Origin of the sequence: Collinsella ihumii (genome assembly GCF_030385545.1) — a bacterium.
Lineage (GTDB): Bacteria > Actinomycetota > Coriobacteriia > Coriobacteriales > Coriobacteriaceae > Collinsella > Collinsella ihumii.
The window spans coordinates 401,295-420,628 of record NZ_JAUEIQ010000001.1; the positions used below are offsets into that span (position 1 = coordinate 401,295).

At 64.4% G+C, this 19,334-nt stretch carries 14 protein-coding genes and 3 tRNA genes; 12 read left to right on the forward strand and 5 right to left on the reverse strand.

Features of this window, described 5'->3' with window-relative positions; genetic code table 11:
• Window positions 1-80 precede the first annotated feature (80 nt).
• Both QVN30_RS01800 and QVN30_RS01805 read right to left on the reverse strand, forming a co-directional pair.
• Window positions 81-701, reverse strand: coding sequence for an HD family phosphohydrolase (locus QVN30_RS01800; RefSeq protein ID WP_289835211.1), 621 nt, complete (start codon window positions 699-701; stop codon window positions 81-83).
• 461 nt (window positions 702-1,162) lie between these two features.
• Complete coding sequence (locus tag QVN30_RS01805) at window positions 1,163-1,666, reverse strand: CarD family transcriptional regulator (protein ID WP_204537546.1); 504 nt, start codon at window positions 1,664-1,666, stop codon at window positions 1,163-1,165.
• A 304-nt stretch (window positions 1,667-1,970) separates the two neighbouring features.
• Between QVN30_RS01805 and QVN30_RS01810 the strand changes: the two genes are divergently transcribed.
• From QVN30_RS01810 to rho, 3 genes are all read left to right on the forward strand, one after another.
• The gene (locus QVN30_RS01810) at window positions 1,971-3,812 is read left to right on the forward strand and encodes an arginine--tRNA ligase (protein WP_289835212.1); all 1,842 of its coding nucleotides are present in this window, start codon (window positions 1,971-1,973) and stop codon (window positions 3,810-3,812) included.
• A gap of 380 nt (window positions 3,813-4,192) precedes the next feature.
• Window positions 4,193-4,876 carry a transaldolase family protein gene (locus tag QVN30_RS01815; protein ID WP_066834430.1) on the forward strand — a complete coding sequence of 228 codons (684 nt, stop codon included), beginning with the start codon at window positions 4,193-4,195 and terminating at the stop codon, window positions 4,874-4,876.
• Window positions 4,876-7,200: a transcription termination factor Rho gene (gene rho, locus QVN30_RS01820; RefSeq protein WP_289835213.1), complete on the forward strand. Its 2,325-nt coding sequence runs from the start codon at window positions 4,876-4,878 to the stop codon at window positions 7,198-7,200. Before QVN30_RS01815 ends, rho begins: the two co-directional genes overlap by 1 nt.
• Before the next feature lie 336 nt (window positions 7,201-7,536).
• Here rho and QVN30_RS01825 read toward each other — a convergent pair whose 3' ends face one another.
• Window positions 7,537-8,313, reverse strand: coding sequence for an SDR family NAD(P)-dependent oxidoreductase (locus QVN30_RS01825; protein WP_289835214.1), 777 nt, complete (start codon window positions 8,311-8,313; stop codon window positions 7,537-7,539).
• A gap of 453 nt (window positions 8,314-8,766) precedes the next feature.
• Between QVN30_RS01825 and QVN30_RS01830 the strand changes: the two genes are divergently transcribed.
• The 5 genes from QVN30_RS01830 to QVN30_RS01850 all read left to right on the forward strand — a co-directional run bounded on the left by QVN30_RS01830 (window position 8,767) and on the right by QVN30_RS01850 (window position 10,802).
• Window positions 8,767-9,933 carry a hypothetical protein gene (locus QVN30_RS01830; RefSeq protein ID WP_289835216.1) on the forward strand — a complete coding sequence of 389 codons (1,167 nt, stop codon included), beginning with the start codon at window positions 8,767-8,769 and terminating at the stop codon, window positions 9,931-9,933.
• 5 nt (window positions 9,934-9,938) lie between these two features.
• Window positions 9,939-10,415, forward strand: a complete 477-nt coding sequence (locus QVN30_RS01835; protein WP_239467017.1) for a VanZ family protein — start codon at window positions 9,939-9,941, stop codon at window positions 10,413-10,415.
• A gap of 109 nt (window positions 10,416-10,524) precedes the next feature.
• Window positions 10,525-10,601: transfer RNA gene (locus QVN30_RS01840), tRNA-His, on the forward strand.
• A 28-nt stretch (window positions 10,602-10,629) separates the two neighbouring features.
• Window positions 10,630-10,706, forward strand: a tRNA-Lys gene (locus QVN30_RS01845).
• A 22-nt stretch (window positions 10,707-10,728) separates the two neighbouring features.
• Window positions 10,729-10,802 (forward strand) — tRNA-Lys (locus QVN30_RS01850).
• Window positions 10,803-11,464: 662 nt separating this feature from the next.
• Here QVN30_RS01850 and QVN30_RS01855 read toward each other — a convergent pair.
• Window positions 11,465-13,033, reverse strand: coding sequence for an FAD-dependent oxidoreductase (locus QVN30_RS01855; RefSeq protein ID WP_289835217.1), 1,569 nt, complete (start codon window positions 13,031-13,033; stop codon window positions 11,465-11,467).
• Window positions 13,034-13,358: 325 nt separating this feature from the next.
• Between QVN30_RS01855 and QVN30_RS01860 the strand changes: the two genes are divergently transcribed.
• From QVN30_RS01860 to QVN30_RS01875, 4 genes are all read left to right on the forward strand, one after another.
• Window positions 13,359-14,093 (forward strand): iron-sulfur cluster assembly scaffold protein, encoded by a 735-nt coding sequence (locus QVN30_RS01860; RefSeq protein WP_066831924.1) that lies wholly within the window; start codon window positions 13,359-13,361, stop codon window positions 14,091-14,093.
• Between the two features lie 18 nt (window positions 14,094-14,111).
• Window positions 14,112-15,116 carry a GGGtGRT protein gene (locus tag QVN30_RS01865; RefSeq protein ID WP_066831922.1) on the forward strand — a complete coding sequence of 335 codons (1,005 nt, stop codon included), beginning with the start codon at window positions 14,112-14,114 and terminating at the stop codon, window positions 15,114-15,116.
• 622 nt (window positions 15,117-15,738) lie between these two features.
• On the forward strand, window positions 15,739-17,049 hold the full coding sequence (locus QVN30_RS01870) for a nickel pincer cofactor-dependent isomerase, group 22 (RefSeq protein WP_204564661.1): 1,311 nt from the start codon (window positions 15,739-15,741) through the stop codon (window positions 17,047-17,049).
• Window positions 17,050-17,184: 135 nt separating this feature from the next.
• On the forward strand, window positions 17,185-17,583 hold the full coding sequence (locus QVN30_RS01875; protein WP_289835218.1) for a hypothetical protein: 399 nt from the start codon (window positions 17,185-17,187) through the stop codon (window positions 17,581-17,583).
• A 393-nt stretch (window positions 17,584-17,976) separates the two neighbouring features.
• On the opposite strand, the gene QVN30_RS01880 is transcribed toward QVN30_RS01875, so the two are convergent.
• The gene (locus QVN30_RS01880; RefSeq protein ID WP_289835219.1) at window positions 17,977-19,296 is read right to left on the reverse strand and encodes a lysylphosphatidylglycerol synthase transmembrane domain-containing protein; all 1,320 of its coding nucleotides are present in this window, start codon (window positions 19,294-19,296) and stop codon (window positions 17,977-17,979) included.
• Between the last annotated feature and the right edge of the window lie 38 nt (window positions 19,297-19,334).

The following is a 19,334-nucleotide window of genomic DNA, read 5'->3' on the forward strand; positions in this document are numbered from 1 at the left end:
GGCGATGCCCGGTTCCCAGAAGGGGCCGGGCATCGCCTTTCCGTTTCCTGCCTGCCGGAGGCGGGCTTTGAGCTTGCCGGCTAGCTGGCGAGGTTTTCGGCCTGCGCCCCAAACGTGTCGCGATCGGGCGCGAACGACTGCATGGCCTCGATAGTGCGCGCGAACAGGTCGTCGAGCTCCCAGCCGAGCATCTCGGCGCCCTTGCGGATGACATCGCGGTTGACGCCGGCGGCGAAGCGCTTGTCCTTGAATTTCTTCTTGAGCGACTTCACGTTGAAGTCCATGATGCTTTTGGACGGACGCATGACGACCGCCGCGCCGATCAGACCGGTCAGCTCCTCGCAGGCGAACAGGATCTTCTCCATCGTGGACTCGGGGCGGGGCAGGTCGGGATTGAAATCGCTGACGTGCGTCTGGATCGCGTGCACGAGCTCGGGCGTGCCGCCGGCCTGCTCGATGAGGGGCGCGGCGTAGAGGGTGTGCTTCTCGGGCTCGTCGTCGTGCTCCTCCCAGTCGAGGTCGTGCAGAAGCCCCACGATGCCCCAGAACTCCTCGTTGTCGGGGTCGAATTCGCGGGCGAAGTAGCGCATGACCCCCTCGACGGTCTCGCCGTGCTCGATATGGAACGGATCGTGATTGTGGGTGCACAACAGGTCATACGCCTGTTCACGGGTCATGCCGGCATGAAGCGCGTCTGCCATGGTTCCTCCCTTTTTTGGTGCTCCGCGCCTGCGTGACGCGCGGTGTTTAGGGTGTGCATAGGTGGTATGCGGCAGAGTATACTGCGCATGCGGCGCGGTGGCGCCGTGCATGCGGGCGCGCCTCGATGAATTAACGGAGCGCCTCGCGCATGCCGTCGTTGCCGAGGACCCGATGAAAGGGTGCTTGCGCGCAGGACGCCGTTCTGCGGGCGCGGACGGAAGATCGACAGTACGCCATAGTCACGTCGCCCTGTTGACGGTACGCCATAGGCACGTTTTCGGACGAAAAACGTGCTCATAGCGTACCGTCAACGGGACAGCGTGACTATGGCGTACCGTCGATGCAGGCGATGCTGCGGGGCGCGGCGGAGGAGGACACGTTCCGGGGTGCGCCGAGCCAATGCCCTCGCGCGCCGCCCGCCATGGGACCGACCGCCGCGAAGGCAACCGACCAGTATTCTCTAGTTCTCCGAGATCTCTCCTGCCGCGACCGCCGCCGCATGCAGACGCGACTCGGCATCCTCCTCGCTCACATCGAGCGCGACGGCGAATTCCTCGATGGAGCGGCGCCTCGCCTCCTTGAGCACGCGCATGTAGTAGCTGCTGGGCTTCTTTGCGTTCTTCTCGGCATCGCGGATGCGGCGGCGCATGGTCTTGGCCACGCGAAGCGTCTCGGGGGCGCCGAGTTTGAGCTGGTGCTTGAAATACGTCTCCTCGAGGGAGCTGTTGCGCTCGGTGAACGGGTCGCACTCGAGGGCGTCGTAGTCGGCGATGAGCGCCTCGGCCTCCTCCCTGGGGATGCACGGGTGCAGGCGGTCGAGTTGGGACATCGGGTACATCAAGCGGGTCTTGGCGTGGCCGGACTTGGCTTCAAGGACGATCATGGGCGACGGCGCGTCTTCATATCCCATCACGGTGCAGACGCCCTGCCCGGGGTGAATAATGTGCTCTCCTATACTGAACATGCTTCCTCCAACTATCAGGCTGTAACGTCATCTCAGAATACCACGTCTACCTGCTGTTTTGTTCCGCGAAGACATAAAAATTCTAAATATTAGCACATAGAGCGTCGAGATGTGTGCAAGTTACGGGAATATCGGCGAGCGATACCGACAAACCGGCCAGAAATGATGCACCCCGTTGACCGCCCCTTCTGAGACGGCTGCGGCCGCATCCGCCGCGCGTCGTGGATTGGCTGGATTTTCCCTGAACAAAAGGGGAGTGTGATAGAGTGGGACCGTTTTATGCTCTGCAGTAAAAGGAGGATTCATGCCCGAGAAGATCGAAGAGCTGGTGCGCGCCGCGCTTGCGCAAGCGGTGGCGGCAGGCGATGTCCCTGCATTCGAGTTGGATGACTGCGGCATCGAGCGACCGGCGGATACGTCTCATGGCGAGTGGACCTCCACTATGGCCCTGCGGTCGGCGAAACTCGCCCACTGCGCGCCGCGCAAGATCGCCGATGCGGTCGCCGCCCATATGCCGGCCGACCCGGTGATCGATAAGGTCGAGGTCGCGGGCCCCGGCTTCATCAATTTCTACCTCTCCTTCGCCGCGAAGAACGCCGTGTTGGGCCAGGCGCGCGCCCAGGGCATGGACTTCGCGCGCTCCAACGTGGGCGGCGGCATGAAGACCCAGGTCGAGTTCGTTTCCGCGAATCCCGTGGGCCCCATGCACGTGGGCCATGGCCGCTGGGCCGCGCTGGGCGACTCGCTGTGCCGCGTCATGGAGCATGCCGGGTACGACATCCAGCGCGAGTTCTACATCAACGACCACGGCAGCCAGATGGACGTGTTCGGCCGCTCGCTGTCCGTGCGCTATCTGCAGCTGGTCGAGATCATGCGCGAGCGCGGGATCTCGCTCGATGAGGCCCATGAGCTGCTCGAGGCCGACCGCGTGGCCTATGTCGACGACGAGGACGGCACCGCCGCGGACACCCATCCGTACATGGACGCCTTCAACGAGTCGCTCGGCGGCAACGCCTACGGCGGCGGCTACATCATCGACGAGGCCGCGCATATCGTCGAGACCGACGGCGACCGCTGGGCCGAGGTGCCCGAGGACGAGCGCGTGCTCACGTTCCGCGAGCAGGGCTACCAGCGCATGCTCGACGACATCCGCACCACCTGCGCCGACGCGCGCTGCACGTTCGACGTGTGGTTCTCCGAGCGCACCCTGTACGAGAAGGGCGAGGACGGCACCTCCGCGGTCGACCGCGCGTTCAAGAAGCTCGACGAGATGGGCTATCTGTACCGCAAGGACGACGCGCTGTGGTTCCGCTCCACCGACCTGGGCGACGACAAGGACCGCGTGCTCGTGAAGGCCAACGGCGAGTACACCTATTTCGCCTCCGACGTGGCGTACCACTGGAACAAGTTCGAGCGCGTCGACCACGTGATCGATATCTGGGGCGCCGACCACCACGGATACATCAACCGCGTGCGCTGCGTGTGCGACGCCCTGGGTTTCCCGGGCCGCTTCGAGGTCCTGCTCGGCCAGCTCGTGAACCTGCTGCGCTCCGGCAAGCCGGTGCGCATGTCCAAGCGCCGCGGCACCATGATCACGTTCCGCGAGCTGCTCGATGAGGTCGGCGCCGACGCCGCCCGCTACACGCTCATCTCCCGCTCCAGCAACCAGATGATCGATTTCGACATCGATGCGGTGAAGGAGAAGAGCCAGGACAACCCGGTCTACTACGTCCAGTACGCCCACGCCCGCGTCTGCTCGATCCTGCGCCGCGCGGCCGAGGTGTCGGTCGAGGAGGCCGAAGAGCTCGGCATGGAGGCCGTGGCCGCCCGCGCCATCGGCGACGACGTCCGCTACGAGCTGCTGACCGATCCGACCGAGCTCGCGCTCTCCCGCAAGATCTCCGAGCTCACGGACCTGATCGCCGGCTGCGCCCGCGATCGCGCCCCGTTCCGCCTGACGCATTTCGCCGAGGAGCTGGCGGGTGATTTCCACAGCTTCTACGGTGCGTGCCAGGTCCTCCCCAGCGAGGGGCACCCGGTCGATCCCGAGCTGTCCCGCGCCCGCCTGGCCGCGTGCGACGCCGTTCGCTCCGTGCTCGCGCTCGTGCTGTCGCTCGTGGGCGTTTCCGCCCCGCAGGCGATGTAACGCGTTTTTTCCTGGAGAGGGCCCCGCTGGTCGGGGCCCTCTTTTCTGTTGGCGGGTGTCCGCGCCCGCCCCGTCTCCGCTGCGACCTGCCGTCTTCGCCTGTATCCGACGCGCATTCGGGCCCGCGCGGCGAAAAAAGCTCGCAATCGGTGCATGCTCGGATGCCCATTTGTCCGGTTGTATCAGCGCACTCGGCGAATTGTGATATAGTGGCCTTGCTTTATATGGCATATCCTGTTTTTAATCCCATTACTGCTGCTTGGGAGCAGAGGTAGGCAGCGCGTTTTGCATGTTGTTCGCAAAATGTTCGTTTATGTTTTCTAGTTCCAACCTAGGGTTCGTGCCGCACATGCGCGGCAGCAAATAAAGGAGGTATTGGAATGAAGTTCTTCATTGACACCGCTGATCTTGACGAGATCGCCGAGGCGAAAAGCTGGGGTTGCCTTGCCGGCGTGACCACCAACCCGTCGCTGTACGCGCGCACCGGTGGCAAGCTGGCGGACTTCGAGCCCCACATGCTCAAGATCGCGGAGCTGTGCGAGGGGCTTCCCGTTTCCGCTGAGTCCACGGCGACCACGGCCGAGGGCATGATCGAGGAGGGCCGTCGCCTTGCGGGCCTCGCCCCCAATATCGTCGTCAAGCTGCCGGTGTGCGAGGCCGGTCTCGCCGCGTGCCGCGCGCTTGCCGACGAGGGCGTGCGCATCAACATGACGCTCGTCTTCTCCGCTCCCCAGGCCCTGCTCGCCGCCAACGCCGGCGCCCGCTACATCTCCCCGTTCGTCGGCCGTTTCGACGATATCGCCGAGGACGGAATCTCCCAGCTCGCCGACGTCGTGGCGTGCATCAAGAACTACGACTGGACCGGCAAGAACGTTGACGATCAGGTTGAGATCATCACCGCGTCGGTGCGCACCCCCAACCACGTGACGCAGGCCGCCCTGCTCGGTGCCGACATCGCGACGGTCCCGTTCGCGGCGCTCAAGAAGTGTGTCAAGCATCCTCTGACCGATCAGGGTCTCGCTTCCTTCGAGGCCGACTGGAAGAAAGTAGTTGAGCAGGCATAGTGGCAGACGAGCAGAACGATACACTGTCGATTGAGTTTTCCGCTTCGTCGGATGCCGGGGCGGCTTCCGCTCCGGCTCCGGCGGAGCCCGCGCGCGACCAGGCGAGTGCGCCGGTCGAGTCCGCGCCGGCTGCGGGGGCGAGCGCTCCCGAGCCGGGGGCTTCCGATCAGGAGGCGCCCAAGCCGAAGCGCCGCGGCCGCAAGCCCAAGGCGGCGGCGGACGATGCGTCGGCCGCCGAGGAGGCTCCCAAGCCCCGTCGCGGCCGCCCGCGCAAGAAGGTCGAGCAGCCGGAGGAGGCTGCGGCCGAGGTGAGCCCGGAGGTCGCCCAGGCGCGAGCGCTCGCCCAGGTGTCGCAGGCGCAGGTGGTCCGCCGTCAGCGCCAGGAGGAGGATGCCGCGGCCGAGATCCTCGCACCGGACGGCGATTCTGCATCCGAGCCCGCGCCCAAGCCGCGCCGGGGCCGTCCGCGCAAGAAGGCGGCAGCCGAGCCGGCATCCGAGGCGGCGGTGCCCGAGGGCCTGACGCCCGAGATGCTCGCGTCCATTCCCACCGTCGATCCCGCCCTGCGCCCGCACCGTCGCGGCCGCAAGCCCAAGGCCTACATCGAGGCCGAGCGCGCCGCGGCAGCCGCCGCCGCAGCGCTTCTGGCCCAGAGCCAGGCGGCTGCGGCAGGGGAGGCCGCATCCGATGCGCCCGTATCCGAGGCGCGTGCAGAAAAGCTCCAGACCGAGGCCTCGCCGTCCGATGCTCCCGAAACGACGGAGCAGCAGGATGCCCGTCCGGGTCGCGGCCGTCGTTCCAAGGCCGCCAAGCAGCAGGCGGACGAAAAGGCCGAGCCGAAGGACAAGGGTTCCGACAAGGCTTCTGAGCAGGCGGGGGACGCCCAGGAAGCCTCCCAGCAAGCGGAAGGTGCCCGCGATCGCCGCCATGCGTCCCGCCACGGCGAGCACGCCGACCGCCAAAACCGCAACGACCGTCGGAGCAATCGCGCGGAGCGCAACAACCGCAACAACAAGCGCAACGGGCGCTTCAACAACGCCCCGGTCGAGCCGAGTCTCTCGCGCGACGACCTGTCCGCCATGAAGGTGGGCGAGCTGCGCGATAAGGCGCGCGAGCTCGATATCGACACCGCGGGCAAGAAGAAGGCCGAGCTGGTCGAAGAGGTCTACCTCGCGGCAGCGCGCGCCGAGGGATTCCGCGACATCGAGGGCATTCTCGACATCACGAACGACGGCTTCGGCTATATCCGCGCGCACGGCTACATGCCCAGCCGCGACGACGCCTTCGTGCCCGCGAACCTCATCCGCGCCGCGCGCCTGCGCGCAGGCGACCTGGTCGCCGGAACGCTGCGCCCCTCTCGCGCGAACGACAAGTTCCCGGGGCTCGCGAAGATCCGCACGATCAACGGCGTCGATCCCGAGGAAATCCGCACGCGTCCCAAGTTCTCCGAGCTCACGCCCATCTATCCGAACGAGCGGCTCAAGATGGAGCACGGGCGCGATTCCATCACGGGGCGTGCAATCGACATCGTGAGTCCGATCGGCAAGGGCCAGCGCGGCCTGATCGTGTCGCCGCCCAAGGCCGGCAAGACCACCGTTCTCAAGCACATCTGCCAGTCCATCGCCATCAACAACCCCGAGGTGCACCTCATCTGCCTGCTGGTGGACGAGCGCCCCGAGGAAGTGACGGACATGCAGCGCTCCATCAAGGGCGACGTGGTCGCCTCGACGTTCGACATGCCCGCCGACAACCACACGCGCGTGTCCGAGCTCGTCATCGAGCGCGCCAAGCGCATCGTGGAGATGGGCGGCGACGTCGTGGTGGTGCTCGACTCCATCACGCGCCTGGCACGCGCCTACAACCTCGCCGCGCCCGCTTCGGGCCGCATCCTGTCGGGCGGCGTCGATTCCGCGGCGCTGTATCCGCCCAAGCGCTTTCTGGGCGCCGCGCGCAACATCGAGAACGGCGGCTCGCTGACCATTCTCGCGTCCGCCCTCATCGACACCGGCTCGAAGATGGACGAGGTCATCTTCGAGGAGTTCAAGGGCACCGGCAACATGGAGCTCAAGCTGGATCGCGATCTGGCCGACCGCCGCATCTTCCCGGCCATCGACCCCGTCGCCTCCGGCACGCGTAACGAGGACCTGCTGATCGACGAGAACATGCGCCCCTTCGTGTGGGGTATCCGTCGCGTGCTCGCCAACATGAACAACACCGAGCGCGCCGCCGCGTCGTTCATCAAGGGTCTCAAGGGCACGAATTCCAACGAGGAGTTCCTGATCCGCACGGCCAAGAAGGCCGCAGACCATCCCGAGGCGCTGTAGCATTCGATCTGACCGCCCCGTCCGGCATGCGAGACGCTAAACGCATGCCGGACGGGGCGCCTTGCGCCTATCGTTTTGGAATCGTGGTCAATTGAGCCATCGAACCGGGATGGCGCGGCGCGATGTGCCGTATTTAAAGCTGCCATAACAGTCAAAACGAACAGAGCGGAAGCGCTTGAAGTCCGCATGGGGCGCCAACGTGTCCGCAGAAGCGCCTGAGAAGACTAAAATCCTCTTCTGGACCGCCCGGATTTCCCGGTTCGATGGGTATTTTGGCCACTGTCGGCGTTGTATACCTTTGGAAGCGCCGATTATCATTCGAGGGACGGGCCGTGTCTACAGCACGCCGATCAGGCGCTCGATCGCCACGGCGGCGGGGTAGGGTGCGACGTGCGAGAGCGCGTAGAGCGCCTTCATGTCCGCAGAGGGGATGCACAGGCTCCGCCCGGCGCGCGCGGCCCGCAGCGCCTTGTGCGCCACGCGGGAGACGTTCTCGAACCCGATGCGGCACATCTTGCGCGCGGCGCGGGTATCTCCCGGGGCATCCAGGAATTCGGTGTTCATGAATTTGGGGCACACGGCGCTCACATGGATGTTGGTGCCGGAAAGCTCCACGTCCAGGGACCGGGACACGTCGAGGATGAACCGCTTGGCCGCCGAGTAGACCGAAAGCCGCGGCTGGGGGATGAAGGCGGCGACGCTCGCGACGTTGATGATGCGCGACCCCTCGCGCATGAACGGCAGGGTGCGGTAGATGAGCTCGATGGGCGCCCGTACGAGCAGCGAGAGCATGCGGTCGGTGTCCTCTCGCGGTATGGAGGCGAGGTCGCCGAACGAGCCGGCGCCGGCGTTGTTGACGAGGAGGGCGACACGCGCGGCAGGCGTTTCCGACAGCGCGGATTCCAGCAGCTCGTAGGAATCGGGATCGGTGAGGTCCAGGCAGAAGGGGCGGACGACCTTGGAGCAGGTGCGCACCAGGGCGTCGAGCCGCTCGGCACGACGCGCGACGGCCCAGATCTCATCGATATGCGGGAACTCGCCGGCATCGATCAGGCGGACGAATTCCCTGCCGAGTCCCGAGGAGGCCCCGGTCACGATGGCGATAGTCGGCATATGAGCTCCTTTGCGGCGAATCGTCGGTACGGGGGAACGCGGATCGGATTGCCGCGCGCTGTGCTGTCCCGAACGGGCGCGACCGCATAACGCGTGGATGAGGCGCCGCCCGGCACGAAAGCAATTGACCGGTGTTTCCCTAGAGACGTTGTTCCCCAAAGCCGGTCGCGCATGCCAGTCGTACCCATCTTTTCCCTAAACGGTGCGGACTGAGCGAGCGGTTGAAAAAAGGTGTGCGTTGAACAGGCATTATTTGCATTTGCAAAGGCGTTATCGCATAATAGCGCATAACGGTCGCGACGGTAAACGCAGATGAATTGAACTACTATCCGCCGCTTTGGGGCTCTCGCCTCCTAGCTGCACAAATCAACGTTTCCGGCGAACGCACGGCGATGCGATGGGCGTGCTCGTCGCATTTCCTGTCGGGTAGGGATGCATCGAAAGGATTTGGCTATGGAGAGACCCCTGCATGCGCATCGCGCGCTGACTGCCGGGCTGTCGGTAGGTGCTGGTTTGGCTGTCTCTGCCGCGATCTATGCGGCGACCATTCCCTTCGAAGAGGTTCATGCGATGGTCGAGGGGGCTGTCGTCCCCTTTGCGGTCGGCTCCGTTGCCGGTGTGGGCATCTATGCCATCGGGGCGAGCATCGCAGACGCCCGCGTCCGCGCCCGCCTTCAGCGCGAGCAGGACGCTGCGGACGCCAAGGCCGACGAGAAGGCCGGCGTCAAGGAGAAGGGGAGCCTGTTCTCCCACAGCCGCAATGCCACGCCGAAGGGCGTGCCCGTGATCGCGCGTGCGCAAAACGCCATGACCGAGGCGGAGGCGTGGGCGGATATCGATTCGCTGCTCGACGGAAGCTCGCCGGTCAGCTGCGACCCCGCTCGTTCCAAGGACATCTACGAGATCGCGCTGGAGGAGATGGCCCGCACGGCATCAGCCTCCACCGCATCGCCGTCGGCATCGGGCGCCCCGGTGCCCCCCGACATGACTGCGACCAGTGCGTTCGTGCTGTCTCAGATGCAGGCGGCCATGGCGACGCAGGCCCAAGCCGTGGTGCCTCCCGTGCCCGTCCGCGCGCCGTCGGATTTCTCTGCGGCCCCGGTCGCGCGCCAGGTTTCCGAGGTGCCTGCAGTTGAGCCTCGGCAGCAGGTCGCGAAGCTCCAGGCCGAACCTGCGGCAGCGCCCGCCCCTGCGGTCCAGCAGACCGAGATCACCAGCGTGCTGCCCGAGCTGTCTCAGGATGACTTCCTGGCTTCGGCGTCCGCTGCGGTAGAGGAGCCCGCGGTCATCGAGGTTCCCGTGGCCGACTACAGCGGCCATGAGGACATGTGGGCAGAAGCGCTCGCCATCCTGGAGGAGAAGCCGGAGCCCCTCGAGCAGAAGCCGCCGCGCGGTGCCCATTTCCGCAAGATCGAGAACACCGACCCGGTCAACCCGCTGCGCATGAGCGCGGTTGCGGAGGGTGCGAACGAGACGGTCCGCCATACGCGCATCAACGAGATCCTGGAAGAGGAGCTCGAGAAGGTTCCGTCGCAGAGCATGCGCAGCACGAGCAGGGAATACCTGCGGGTCATCCAGGGCGGCACCATGTCCATGCCGCGTCTTTCGGCAGAGGCGTAACCGGCTTGCGGCGCGCTCTGGCTTCCATCCGCTCATACGTTTCGGTGCCGTGGCTTGTCGCCATGGTGGCGATGATCGCCCTCATCTGGGGAAACTCGTTGGTACCCGGAGAGGGGAGCTCATCGATCAGCACCGCTGTCATGGAGGCGGTGCGCAGCTTTCTCGACGCCATCTCGCTGCCGAGCGCATGGGTCACGAACTTCCTCGTGCGCAAGACGGCGCATTTCACCGAGTATGCGGTCCTGGGTATCCTGACTTCGCAGGCGCTCGATCCGCGAGGGAGCCGGCTGCGTTGCCGCTGGCTGCTGATCGCGGCGCTGCTCGTGCTCGTGCCCTCGCTCGACGAGACGATCCAGCTGTCGGTGGCGGGGCGGTCCGGGATGGTGACCGACGTGATGCTCGACTGCTGTGGAGCTGCTTTTGGTGTGGCGGTTCGGTGTGCCGTGCTGCGCGCTGCGGGCTCACGACGTGCCGTATCATGACCTCATCCAGCGCGTTTGCCTTCGCGTAAACTTTTTTGGAAAAAGTGCTTGCGCAGATGCCGGTGTGCGTGCATAATAATCAAGCGCTTTGCAAGAGGAGCAGCACATGGTGGGTGTAGCTCAGTTGGCTAGAGCGACGGGTTGTGGTCCCGTAGGTCGAGGGTTCGAGTCCCTTTACCCACCCCATCCGCTCTCTTGTTAAGCAGGCATTCATGGACCGTTAGCTCAGCTGGCTAGAGCAGGGGACTCTTAATCCCAAGGTCCAGGGTTCGAATCCCTGACGGTCCACCATCAATGCCCTAGCATACATAATGGACCGTTAGCTCAGCTGGCTAGAGCAGGGGACTCTTAATCCCAAGGTCCAGGGTTCGAATCCCTGACGGTCCACCCCTTTGATTCACAGGCTCCTACAAGGAGCTTTTTTCATGTCCGGCCACCTCTCGGGGGATTCGAACCGGGAGGTCGCGAGACTGAGCAAACGCGCGAGCGTTTGCCAGCGAGCGTGCGAGGGGCCCGGCAGGGCCCCGAAGCTGCGGACGCCGAAGGCGGCCGCGAATCCCTGACGGTCCACCCCTTTGATTCACAGGCTCCTACAAGGAGCTTTTTTCATGTCCGGCCACCTCTCGGGGGATTCGAACCGGGAGGTCGCGAGACTGAGCAAACGCGCGAGCGTTTGCCAGCGAGCGTGCGAGGGGCCCGGCAGGTCCCCGAAGCTGCGGACGCCGAGTGGAGGCTGCGCGGCGGAAAGTTGCTGAAAAATCGACGTTGTGGATGGATTGATCTGGCGCACGCGGAAAAGCGCACCTGCCGCGAGGTCGTCACCTGCGGAAACACCGGTCCTGCAGGTGCCGTTTCGCGTGGGTCCGGATTTCAGACGTCCACAACGTCGATTTTTCAGCAAAATGTGCGCGTCGAACCTCCACGGGTGCCCTGCGGATGATCTGCAGAGACCGCTTGTCTTGCCGACAAGAGCACACGAGGAGGGGCCGATGGCACAAAGCGGACCCCGCCTCCTGTTTCGGGATGCGCCCCGTTCCGCACAGGCTGGATCACTCGGCGCGTTCCCGCCTGTTGTCGTCGGCGCGGTAGTGGGATCCGAGGCTTTCAGTGCGAGCGCGCATGGCTTCGAGCATCGCTCGTGCGAGGGAGAGCTGCGAACGCAGGCGGATGGTGCGGGCAACCGCCGGCTCATCGTGTTTCGCAGGTGCGGCAGTGAGTCCCATATCCGTGCGGATCGCGTCGATGTCGGCGAGCGCCCGGGCAAGGCCGGCGTCCGTCCGGTTGATCATGGCGTGTGTGCTCATGGTCCGCCGCATGCGGTCGGTGAGATCGCGCGCCGCCTTCTCGGTTATGCCCGCGGCCAGCATGGCGGGAGCCTGCCTGCATGACGGGGCGGGGACGCGTGCCGCCCATGCGGCCGCTGCGCGACCCGCTCGCCTCCCGAATACGAGGCCGTTGGCGCTCGAGAGGCCGCCGATGCGATCCGCCCCGTGCATGCCGCCGGTGACCTCGCCGGCGGCGAAAAGGCCGGGCACCCCGGTGAAGCCGTCCGCATCGATCCTGATGCCACCGTTCGCCGCGTGTGCGTACATGGCGATACGGAGCTCCGCATCGGGTGCGATGCCCTGCTCATGCTCAAGCCAATCGCAAAACACCTGCACGAATTCCGGCACGTCTTCTTCGGGGAAGCGGTAGCGCACGGCGAGGCCGTCCGCCCCGGCCCGGTCGATCGCAAGATCGATGGCGTAAGACGGCAGACGGCAGGTGAAGGGGCCGTAGGCGGCGCGCATCTCAAGCAGGCTCGCGTCGGGCTGCGGCTCCATGAGGGCGAAGCGGAAGCTCTTCTCGTTGAACACGATTCCCCGCTTGGGCGCCACGAGGCCCGGCATCATCTGCATGAACTCGATGTTCGTGAGCGAGCACCCGTGGGCGAGCGCGATTCCGTGCGTGGAGCTCAGCACGTCGCGCGAGGTGAGGCTGCGCTCGAACAGGCCGCCGGTGCCGCCTGCCGCGAGCACCACGGCGTGCGCGGCGATCGCGACGAAGCGCTTCGCGGTGCGGTCGAACAGCATGGCGCCGGCGACGCTCCGACGCCCGCACGCATCCGCCTCGATGAGGTCCATGAGCTCGCAGCGCTCGAGGATCCGGACGCCGAGCCCATCGAGGGCGCGGGCGAATGCGCGCTGCGTGCTCTCGCGGGTGAGGCCGCGCCACAGGCGGTTCTTATGGTCGAAGCAGGGGATGAAGGCGGCCTCGTGCGCGGACGTTTCGCTCGCTGGCCGCTTGAGCGCGACGCCGAGCTCCTCGAGCCAGGCCATCGATGGGCGGATGCCGGCGACAAGCGTCTCCACGAGAGCGCGGTCGGCGACGCCGCCTCCCACGCGGCAGATGGTCTCGACCAGGTCCTCGGCGTCCTCATCGTCTTCCGGTCCGATAAGGCCGAGCCCCCAGGTACCGGGGAAGAAGCTCGAACCCGAGAAGAGCCTGCCGGCGCATGCGATCGCCACGCGCGCTCCGGCGCGCGCGGCCTCGATGGCGGCACAGCATCCCGCGATGCCCGATCCGATGACGAGCACGTCGGTGCCGTCGGCGTGGTTGAGGTCGATGTCGTTGCGCATCGCGGCGGTCCTTCCGATCGGTTGCGATACCGGCGGACTCTATTGTGCCCGAATTGCCGCGGTCGATGCGGGTCAACCCTGCGGCCACGTCGGGAGGTCTGCGACCACGGCGTCCAGAGGGGCGGGAGCAGCGCTCACCGCAGAGGCAATCGGCCGGTGACTTCCCCGGTGCTTGGCGAAATCCAACCGGTCGCGTCAAATTCACTGCCCTTCGACGAATTCGCCGCGTCAGTTTCGCGCTAAAATGGATACGCATGTCAGTGCTCAAAAGGTGTTCCGTTTCGCCGCGGATCTTTTGGGATTGATCACGAAAGAGAGGAGAGGCATGCAGTACACAGCAGAAGTGGAGAACATGTGCCCGGTTGCCAAGGGCGCATACCACGGCCCCGCACCCATTCCCGAGGAGGGTCAGTGGATTCAGGCCAAGGAGATTTCCGACATCTCCGGCCTTACGCACGGTGTTGGTTGGTGCGCTCCCCAGCAGGGCGCTTCCAAGCTGACGCTTAACGTCAAGAACGGCATCATCGAGGAGTGCCTCGTCGAGACCCTCGGTTGCTCCGGCATGACCCACTCCGCGGCTATGGCTTCCGAGATCCTTCCCGGCAAGACCATCCTCGAGGCCCTGAACACCGACCTCGTGTGCGACGCCATCAACGTCGCCATGCGTGAGATCTTCCTGCAGATCGTGTACGGTCGCAGCCAGACCGCGTTCTCCGAGGGCGGCCTGCCCGTCGGCGCTTCCCTTGACGACCTCGGCAAGGGCCTGCGCTCCCAGGTCGGCACCATGTTCGGCACCAAGGCCAAGGGCGCTCGTTATCTCGAGCTCTCCCAGGGCTACGTCACCCGCATGGCTCTGAACGACAAGAACGAGATCATCGCGTTCGAGTTCCTGAACCTCGGCAAGTTCACCGATGCCCTCAAGAAGGGCGCCACCCCCGAGGACGCCATCGCTGGCGCCATGGGTCACTATGGTCAGTGGGAGGCCGCTGCCAAGTACATCGATCCTCGTACCGACGAGGAGACCCACACCGTCGAGTCCGTGTTCCCGGTCCACGAGTAGAAAGGGAGGGAAAGAATAATGGCTGTTAGCTTCGAAGGTTACGAGCGCCGCATCGACAAGATCAATGCCTGCCTCGCCGAGAACGGCATCTCCTCCCTCGAGGAGGCTCTGCAGATCTGCCAGGACAAGGGTATCGATCCTCGCGAGATCGTCGCAGACGTCCAGTCCATCGCGTTCGAGAACGCCAAGTGGGCCTACACCCTCGGCTGCGCTCTCGCCATCAAGAAGGGCGCCAAGAGCGCTTCTGAGGCCGCCGCTATCATCGGCGAGGGCCTGCAGGCCTTCTGCGTGCCCGGCTCCGTCGCCGAGGACCGCAAGGTCGGTCTGGGGCACGGCAACCTGGGCGCCATGCTGCTCGGCGACGACACCGAGTGCTTCGCGTTCCTGGCCGGCCACGAGTCCTTTGCTGCCGCTGAGGGCGCCATCGGCATCGCTATGAACGCCAACAAGGCCCGCAAGAAGCCGCTGCGCGTTATCCTGAACGGCCTCGGCAAGGATGCCGCCCAGATCATCGCCCGCATCAACGGCTTCACCTATGTGAAGACCCAGTTCGACTACTTCACCGGCGAGCTCAAGGTCGTCGAGACCATCCCGTATTCCGATGGTCCTCGCTCCGAGGTCAACTGCTACGGTGCCGACGATGTCCGCGAGGGCGTTGCCATCATGTGGCACGAGAACGTCGACATCTCGATCACCGGTAACTCCACCAACCCCACGCGCTTCCAGCATCCCGTTGCGGGCACCTACAAGAAGGAGCGCCTGGCCGACGGTAAGAAGTATTTCTCCGTGGCCTCCGGTGGCGGCACCGGTCGTACCCTGCATCCGGACAACATGGCTGCCGGCCCTGCCTCTTACGGCATGACCGACACCATGGGTCGTATGCACTCCGACGCCCAGTTCGCCGGCTCCTCCTCGGTGCCTGCGCACGTCGACATGATGGGTCTCATCGGCATGGGCAACAACCCCATGGTCGGTGCCACCGTCGCCTGCGCCGTCGCTGTGAACGCCGCTCTCAACGAGTAGGCTTCTCCGACATATCGAATTGTCGCGCTAGCACCGCCCGGGCATTCGCCCGGGCGGTGTTTTTTATCGTTGCATGGCAGGTCGGAAGATCGCGCTATGGTCAAAAACTGCATTCCCATTGCGATCCGATGCACGTGAAGCCATCTGTGGTCAATCGGTGTGCTCCCATTGCAATCGCATGGAGCTGCTTTTGAAGGGCGCAAAATTAAATATTGTAATATGCGGTTGATTTCTGCCTGCCTTGCCGTGGCGGCGTATTTCGAGAGGTCAACATGCAAGGAAAACAATATTGCATATTAATATGAGCCGGATCTGTTCCAGGAATTGCAATGGGAACGCACCGATTGACCACGAACAGCTTCATGTCTGTAAGCTTGCAATGGGAGTGATGGTTTTGACCATGGCAAAGCTCTCTGGAGGGGTCCCGACAGTCGTGTATTGAGCTGTCGTCGTGCTGGAAGCGCTGTCATCACGTTCCGCCAGCGCAAGGGCTCAGCCCTGCTGTGGCGAGGGCGGCGGGCCTGATGCCGTTTGTCCAACTATGTTCCTCGTACCATTGGCGCGTTCTGCCCGGAGACTAGCATTACAGTATCGTGAACGATACGAATCAGGGAGGTTTACCATGAAGGTGACCAAGGGCGGTACCGTATCCAAGCTTCTCGCCGGGGTCGAGATTCCCGAGATGTTCCATGCGCGTCAGACGTTCCCGCGTCAGTCCATCGCGCCGGAGGACATTCCCGGTATCGTCGAGGAGCAGATTGCCCAGCCGCAGTTCTCCGAGAAGATCAAGCCGGGCATGAACATCGCCATTACCGCTGGTAGCCGTGGTATTCGCAACGTTGACATCATCACCAAGGCCGTCGTGGACGCGGTTAAGCGTCGCGGCGCCAACCCGTTTATTGTGCCCGCTATGGGTAGCCACGGCGGTGCCACTGCCGAGGGCCAGAAGGAGATGCTCGCCGGCTTCGGCATCACCGAGGAGGCCATGGGCTGCCCCATCAAGAGCTCCATGGAGGTCGTCGAGCTCGGGTATTCCAGCCTCGGCAAGCGCGTGGTGCTCGACAAGAACGCCTACGAGTCTGACGGCATCATCGTCTCCTGCCGCCTGAAGCCCCACAACGCGTTCCGCGGCACCCATGAGTCCGGTCCCTGCAAGATGATGACCGTCGGTCTCGGCAAGCAGGTGGGCGCCCAGACTGTCCATTCCGACGGCATGGGCAAGATCGGCCAGAACATCCCAACCATGGCGGCCGTGGTGCTCGAGAAGGCGCCTATCCTGTTCGCCATTCCGTGCATCGAGAACGCCTACGACGAGACGGCCATGATCGAGGCGATTCTGCCCGAGAACATCCTCGAGCGCGAGGCGGAGCTGCTCGAGGTCGCCAAGGCCAACATGCCGTCGCTTATCGTGGGCGAGGGCGACGTGCTCGTGGTCGACGAGATCGGCAAGAACTATTCCGGCACGGGCGTCGACCCCAACATCACTGGCACGTTCTCGACCGACTTCGCGCACGGCGGCATCCAGGTCCAGCGTACGGCGTTTCTGAACCTTTCCGAGATCAGCCACGGCAACGCGCTGGGTGTCGGCCTGGCGAGCGCCATCACCTCCAAGATCTTCGACGTGATGGACATCGAGGCCATGTATCCCAACTGCCTGACTTCGACGGTGCTCAAGAGCGCGTGCATTCCGTGCGTGGTCGCCACCGACAAGGAGGCCATCCAGCTGTGCATCCGCACCTGCAACGGCATCGAGGGCAAGCCGGTCCGCATGGTGCGTATCGCCAACAGCCTGCACATCGGACAGATCATGCTGTCCGCCGCCTACTACGAGGACGTCAAGGCGGGCAAGTATCCCGGCGTGGAGGCGCTCGACGAGCCCGCGCCGCTCGAGTTCGACGCCGACGACAACGTCGTGACGCCGGTGGTCATGTAGCAAAACGTGCTGCAGCTTGCATGCGGGGCCGTCTTCGGACGGCCCTTTTTCATGGGCGGGGACATCCCGGAGGGGACCGCTTATCGCGGAGTGCGCCCGTGGGTAGAATGAAGTTATCCGAGCCAGGGAGGAGCCATGAAGCGCATCCGCATCATCGCCGCCGTCGTGACCGTCGCATCGCTTGGCTACATCGTGCTGTACTGGATGGTGCTCGCTGACTGGGCCGCCATGCATTACCGGACATTTCCGGCGGCGCTGCATTCACTGGTTGCATGGCCTGCGTTTTGCTATTCGTCGGCGCTGCTCGTGGGATCGCTGTTCAACAACGTGGGGGAGAGCAAGCGCGTCGTTCGTCTCGTGAAGGTGGTCAACATCGCGGCACTTGCATTGCATGTTCTCATGTGGGCAACGGTGCTGCTGCTTCCCTCGTCGACGATAAGCGGGCTGTTTCTAGCGCCCATGCTCTATATGGGCGACTTCACGATCCCCTGGGTCGCCACGTTGCTCGGTGCCGTCATGGGGTTCGTGCTCTAGTGCGCGTTCATCGGTTGCCGCCAGGTTGCCACAGATGGAGAGGGGATGCAGAGAGCCCATCTGCCGCGGTTGATACTGACGCGGGGTCTCTGTGCATTCACCTTGCAGAAAAGTGGCTAGAAATTTCTGATTTGCTGTCAGCCGGAAACCGCGAGGCCGTTCGAGTCGGCCGGCCTAGCCTTCCTGGCTGTCTGAAATGCTGGCATTCCCGCCTAAACCACCCCGAATGAGGTCTTTTTTGAGGAATAGTCGCCTTGGCGGCGCATGCAACGCCCATCCGCACGGGGTCCACGACAGCAAAATAGAAATTTCTAGCCACCTTAGTCGGAGCAGATGGAATCCAGAGGGGTTTTGCGCGGCAGAAGGTGTTTCCCGGCTCTGCCCAACCCCGTGTTATTTCCCCGACTGCCCCGGCTTGTCGGTCGGCTGTTTGCGCTTGGGTCGGTAGGTGATGCCGGCGGGCCGCTCGAGCGAACCCCGCTGGCCGCGCGCAACGCGCTCCATGTTCCGGAACCTTCTCGTCCAACGCCGGTAGATGCTCTCGTTCGAAGTGGAGCGCATGCCCATGCAGGGGGCGGCGATGAGCACCGGCAGCAGATACTCGACGCTGCGCCAGATCACAAGGCCAGCGGACAGATGCCAGCCAAACATGTCGCCGAACAGGTAAGAGAACCCGACCTCCGCGCCTCCTGCACCGCCGGGAAGCGGGATGGCGTTCACGAGGAGCTCGACCATCGATCCGGAAGCGAGGCACACGATCGGGTCGGCTTCGAGGCCGAAGGCGCGCAGCACGAAATAGGGAAGAGCGTACATGCAACCGAGCTGTAGCAGGGTGATGACCTCGGCAGCCAAAAGCGCGCGCCTGTGTGCCGCCGCGGCGCGAAAGGCGCTCGAGAAGGTGCTCACCTGCGTGTCGAGCAGATTCTTGAAGCGATCGTGCCGCTCGGTGTTCAGGATGTGCAGCGCACGGCCGATTTTAAGCAGGATGCCGCCCACCTTCTGGATGGGGCCGGGGAGCAGGCAGAGCAAAAGCACGCCGCCCACCTGCACGAACTTATAGGCGAACATGAAGATGCCGATAAAGGTCACATCAAGACCGAGGATCTTGACGTCGGAGAAGGTCTCGAGGAAGTATCCGCTGCACAGCAGGAGCATAAGCGCGGCGAAGATGCCCTCGCCCGCCTCGTAGAGTGTGAAGCGGACAAACTGCAGCGCGGAGGCGTCGGTCAGGGAAAGGCCGGCGCGCGTGAGGCGGTAGATCTGCGAAGGGATGACGCCGGCACCTCCGGGCGTGAGGCGCATGAAGAACACGCCGGACGCCTCGACGCTCATGAGGTCGCGAAAGCCGACAGGGGAGTTGTGGTCGGTCGACGCGAGCACAGCGTAGGCGAGGACGCCGAAAACGTAATAGCACAGGAAGCAGACGATGCCCGTGGCGATCCAGCCGAGGTCGACGCCCGCGAGCGCGCGGAAGAAGTCGTCGATCTGGCCGCTGAAAAACAGGTAGGCAACGTAGATGACGGCGACGATGCCGAGAAAGACGAAGGTTATCCTGACCTGTTTCATGGAGGAGCGGTCGGCATCGCGGTCACGGGCCGACGTAGCGCTGCCGACGTGCAGCTTAGGCGCGCTTCCTCGACGCGCCTCGGCGGGCTCGCCTTTCACGACGGCAGAGCGCTTGGAGTCGGTGTCGCCCGTATGCTTTTGCGCCATGCGCCCTCCCGTTGAATCGATGTCTCCAAAGCAGTGTA

Coding starts and splice junctions, on each gene's coding strand:
- QVN30_RS01830 (WP_289835216.1), top strand. CDS start 8,767: ATGGAGAGACCCCTGCATGCGCATCGCGCGCTGACTGCCGGGCTGTCG.
- QVN30_RS01870 (WP_204564661.1), top strand. CDS start 15,739: ATGAAGGTGACCAAGGGCGGTACCGTATCCAAGCTTCTCGCCGGGGTC.
- QVN30_RS01855 (WP_289835217.1), bottom strand. CDS start 13,033: ATGCGCAACGACATCGACCTCAACCACGCCGACGGCACCGACGTGCTC.
- QVN30_RS01815 (WP_066834430.1), top strand. CDS start 4,193: ATGAAGTTCTTCATTGACACCGCTGATCTTGACGAGATCGCCGAGGCG.
- QVN30_RS01875 (WP_289835218.1), top strand. CDS start 17,185: ATGAAGCGCATCCGCATCATCGCCGCCGTCGTGACCGTCGCATCGCTT.
- QVN30_RS01805 (WP_204537546.1), bottom strand. CDS start 1,666: ATGTTCAGTATAGGAGAGCACATTATTCACCCCGGGCAGGGCGTCTGC.
- QVN30_RS01825 (WP_289835214.1), bottom strand. CDS start 8,313: ATGCCGACTATCGCCATCGTGACCGGGGCCTCCTCGGGACTCGGCAGG.
- QVN30_RS01800 (WP_289835211.1), bottom strand. CDS start 701: ATGGCAGACGCGCTTCATGCCGGCATGACCCGTGAACAGGCGTATGAC.
- QVN30_RS01810 (WP_289835212.1), top strand. CDS start 1,971: ATGCCCGAGAAGATCGAAGAGCTGGTGCGCGCCGCGCTTGCGCAAGCG.
- QVN30_RS01880 (WP_289835219.1), bottom strand. CDS start 19,296: ATGGCGCAAAAGCATACGGGCGACACCGACTCCAAGCGCTCTGCCGTC.
- QVN30_RS01860 (WP_066831924.1), top strand. CDS start 13,359: ATGCAGTACACAGCAGAAGTGGAGAACATGTGCCCGGTTGCCAAGGGC.
- QVN30_RS01865 (WP_066831922.1), top strand. CDS start 14,112: ATGGCTGTTAGCTTCGAAGGTTACGAGCGCCGCATCGACAAGATCAAT.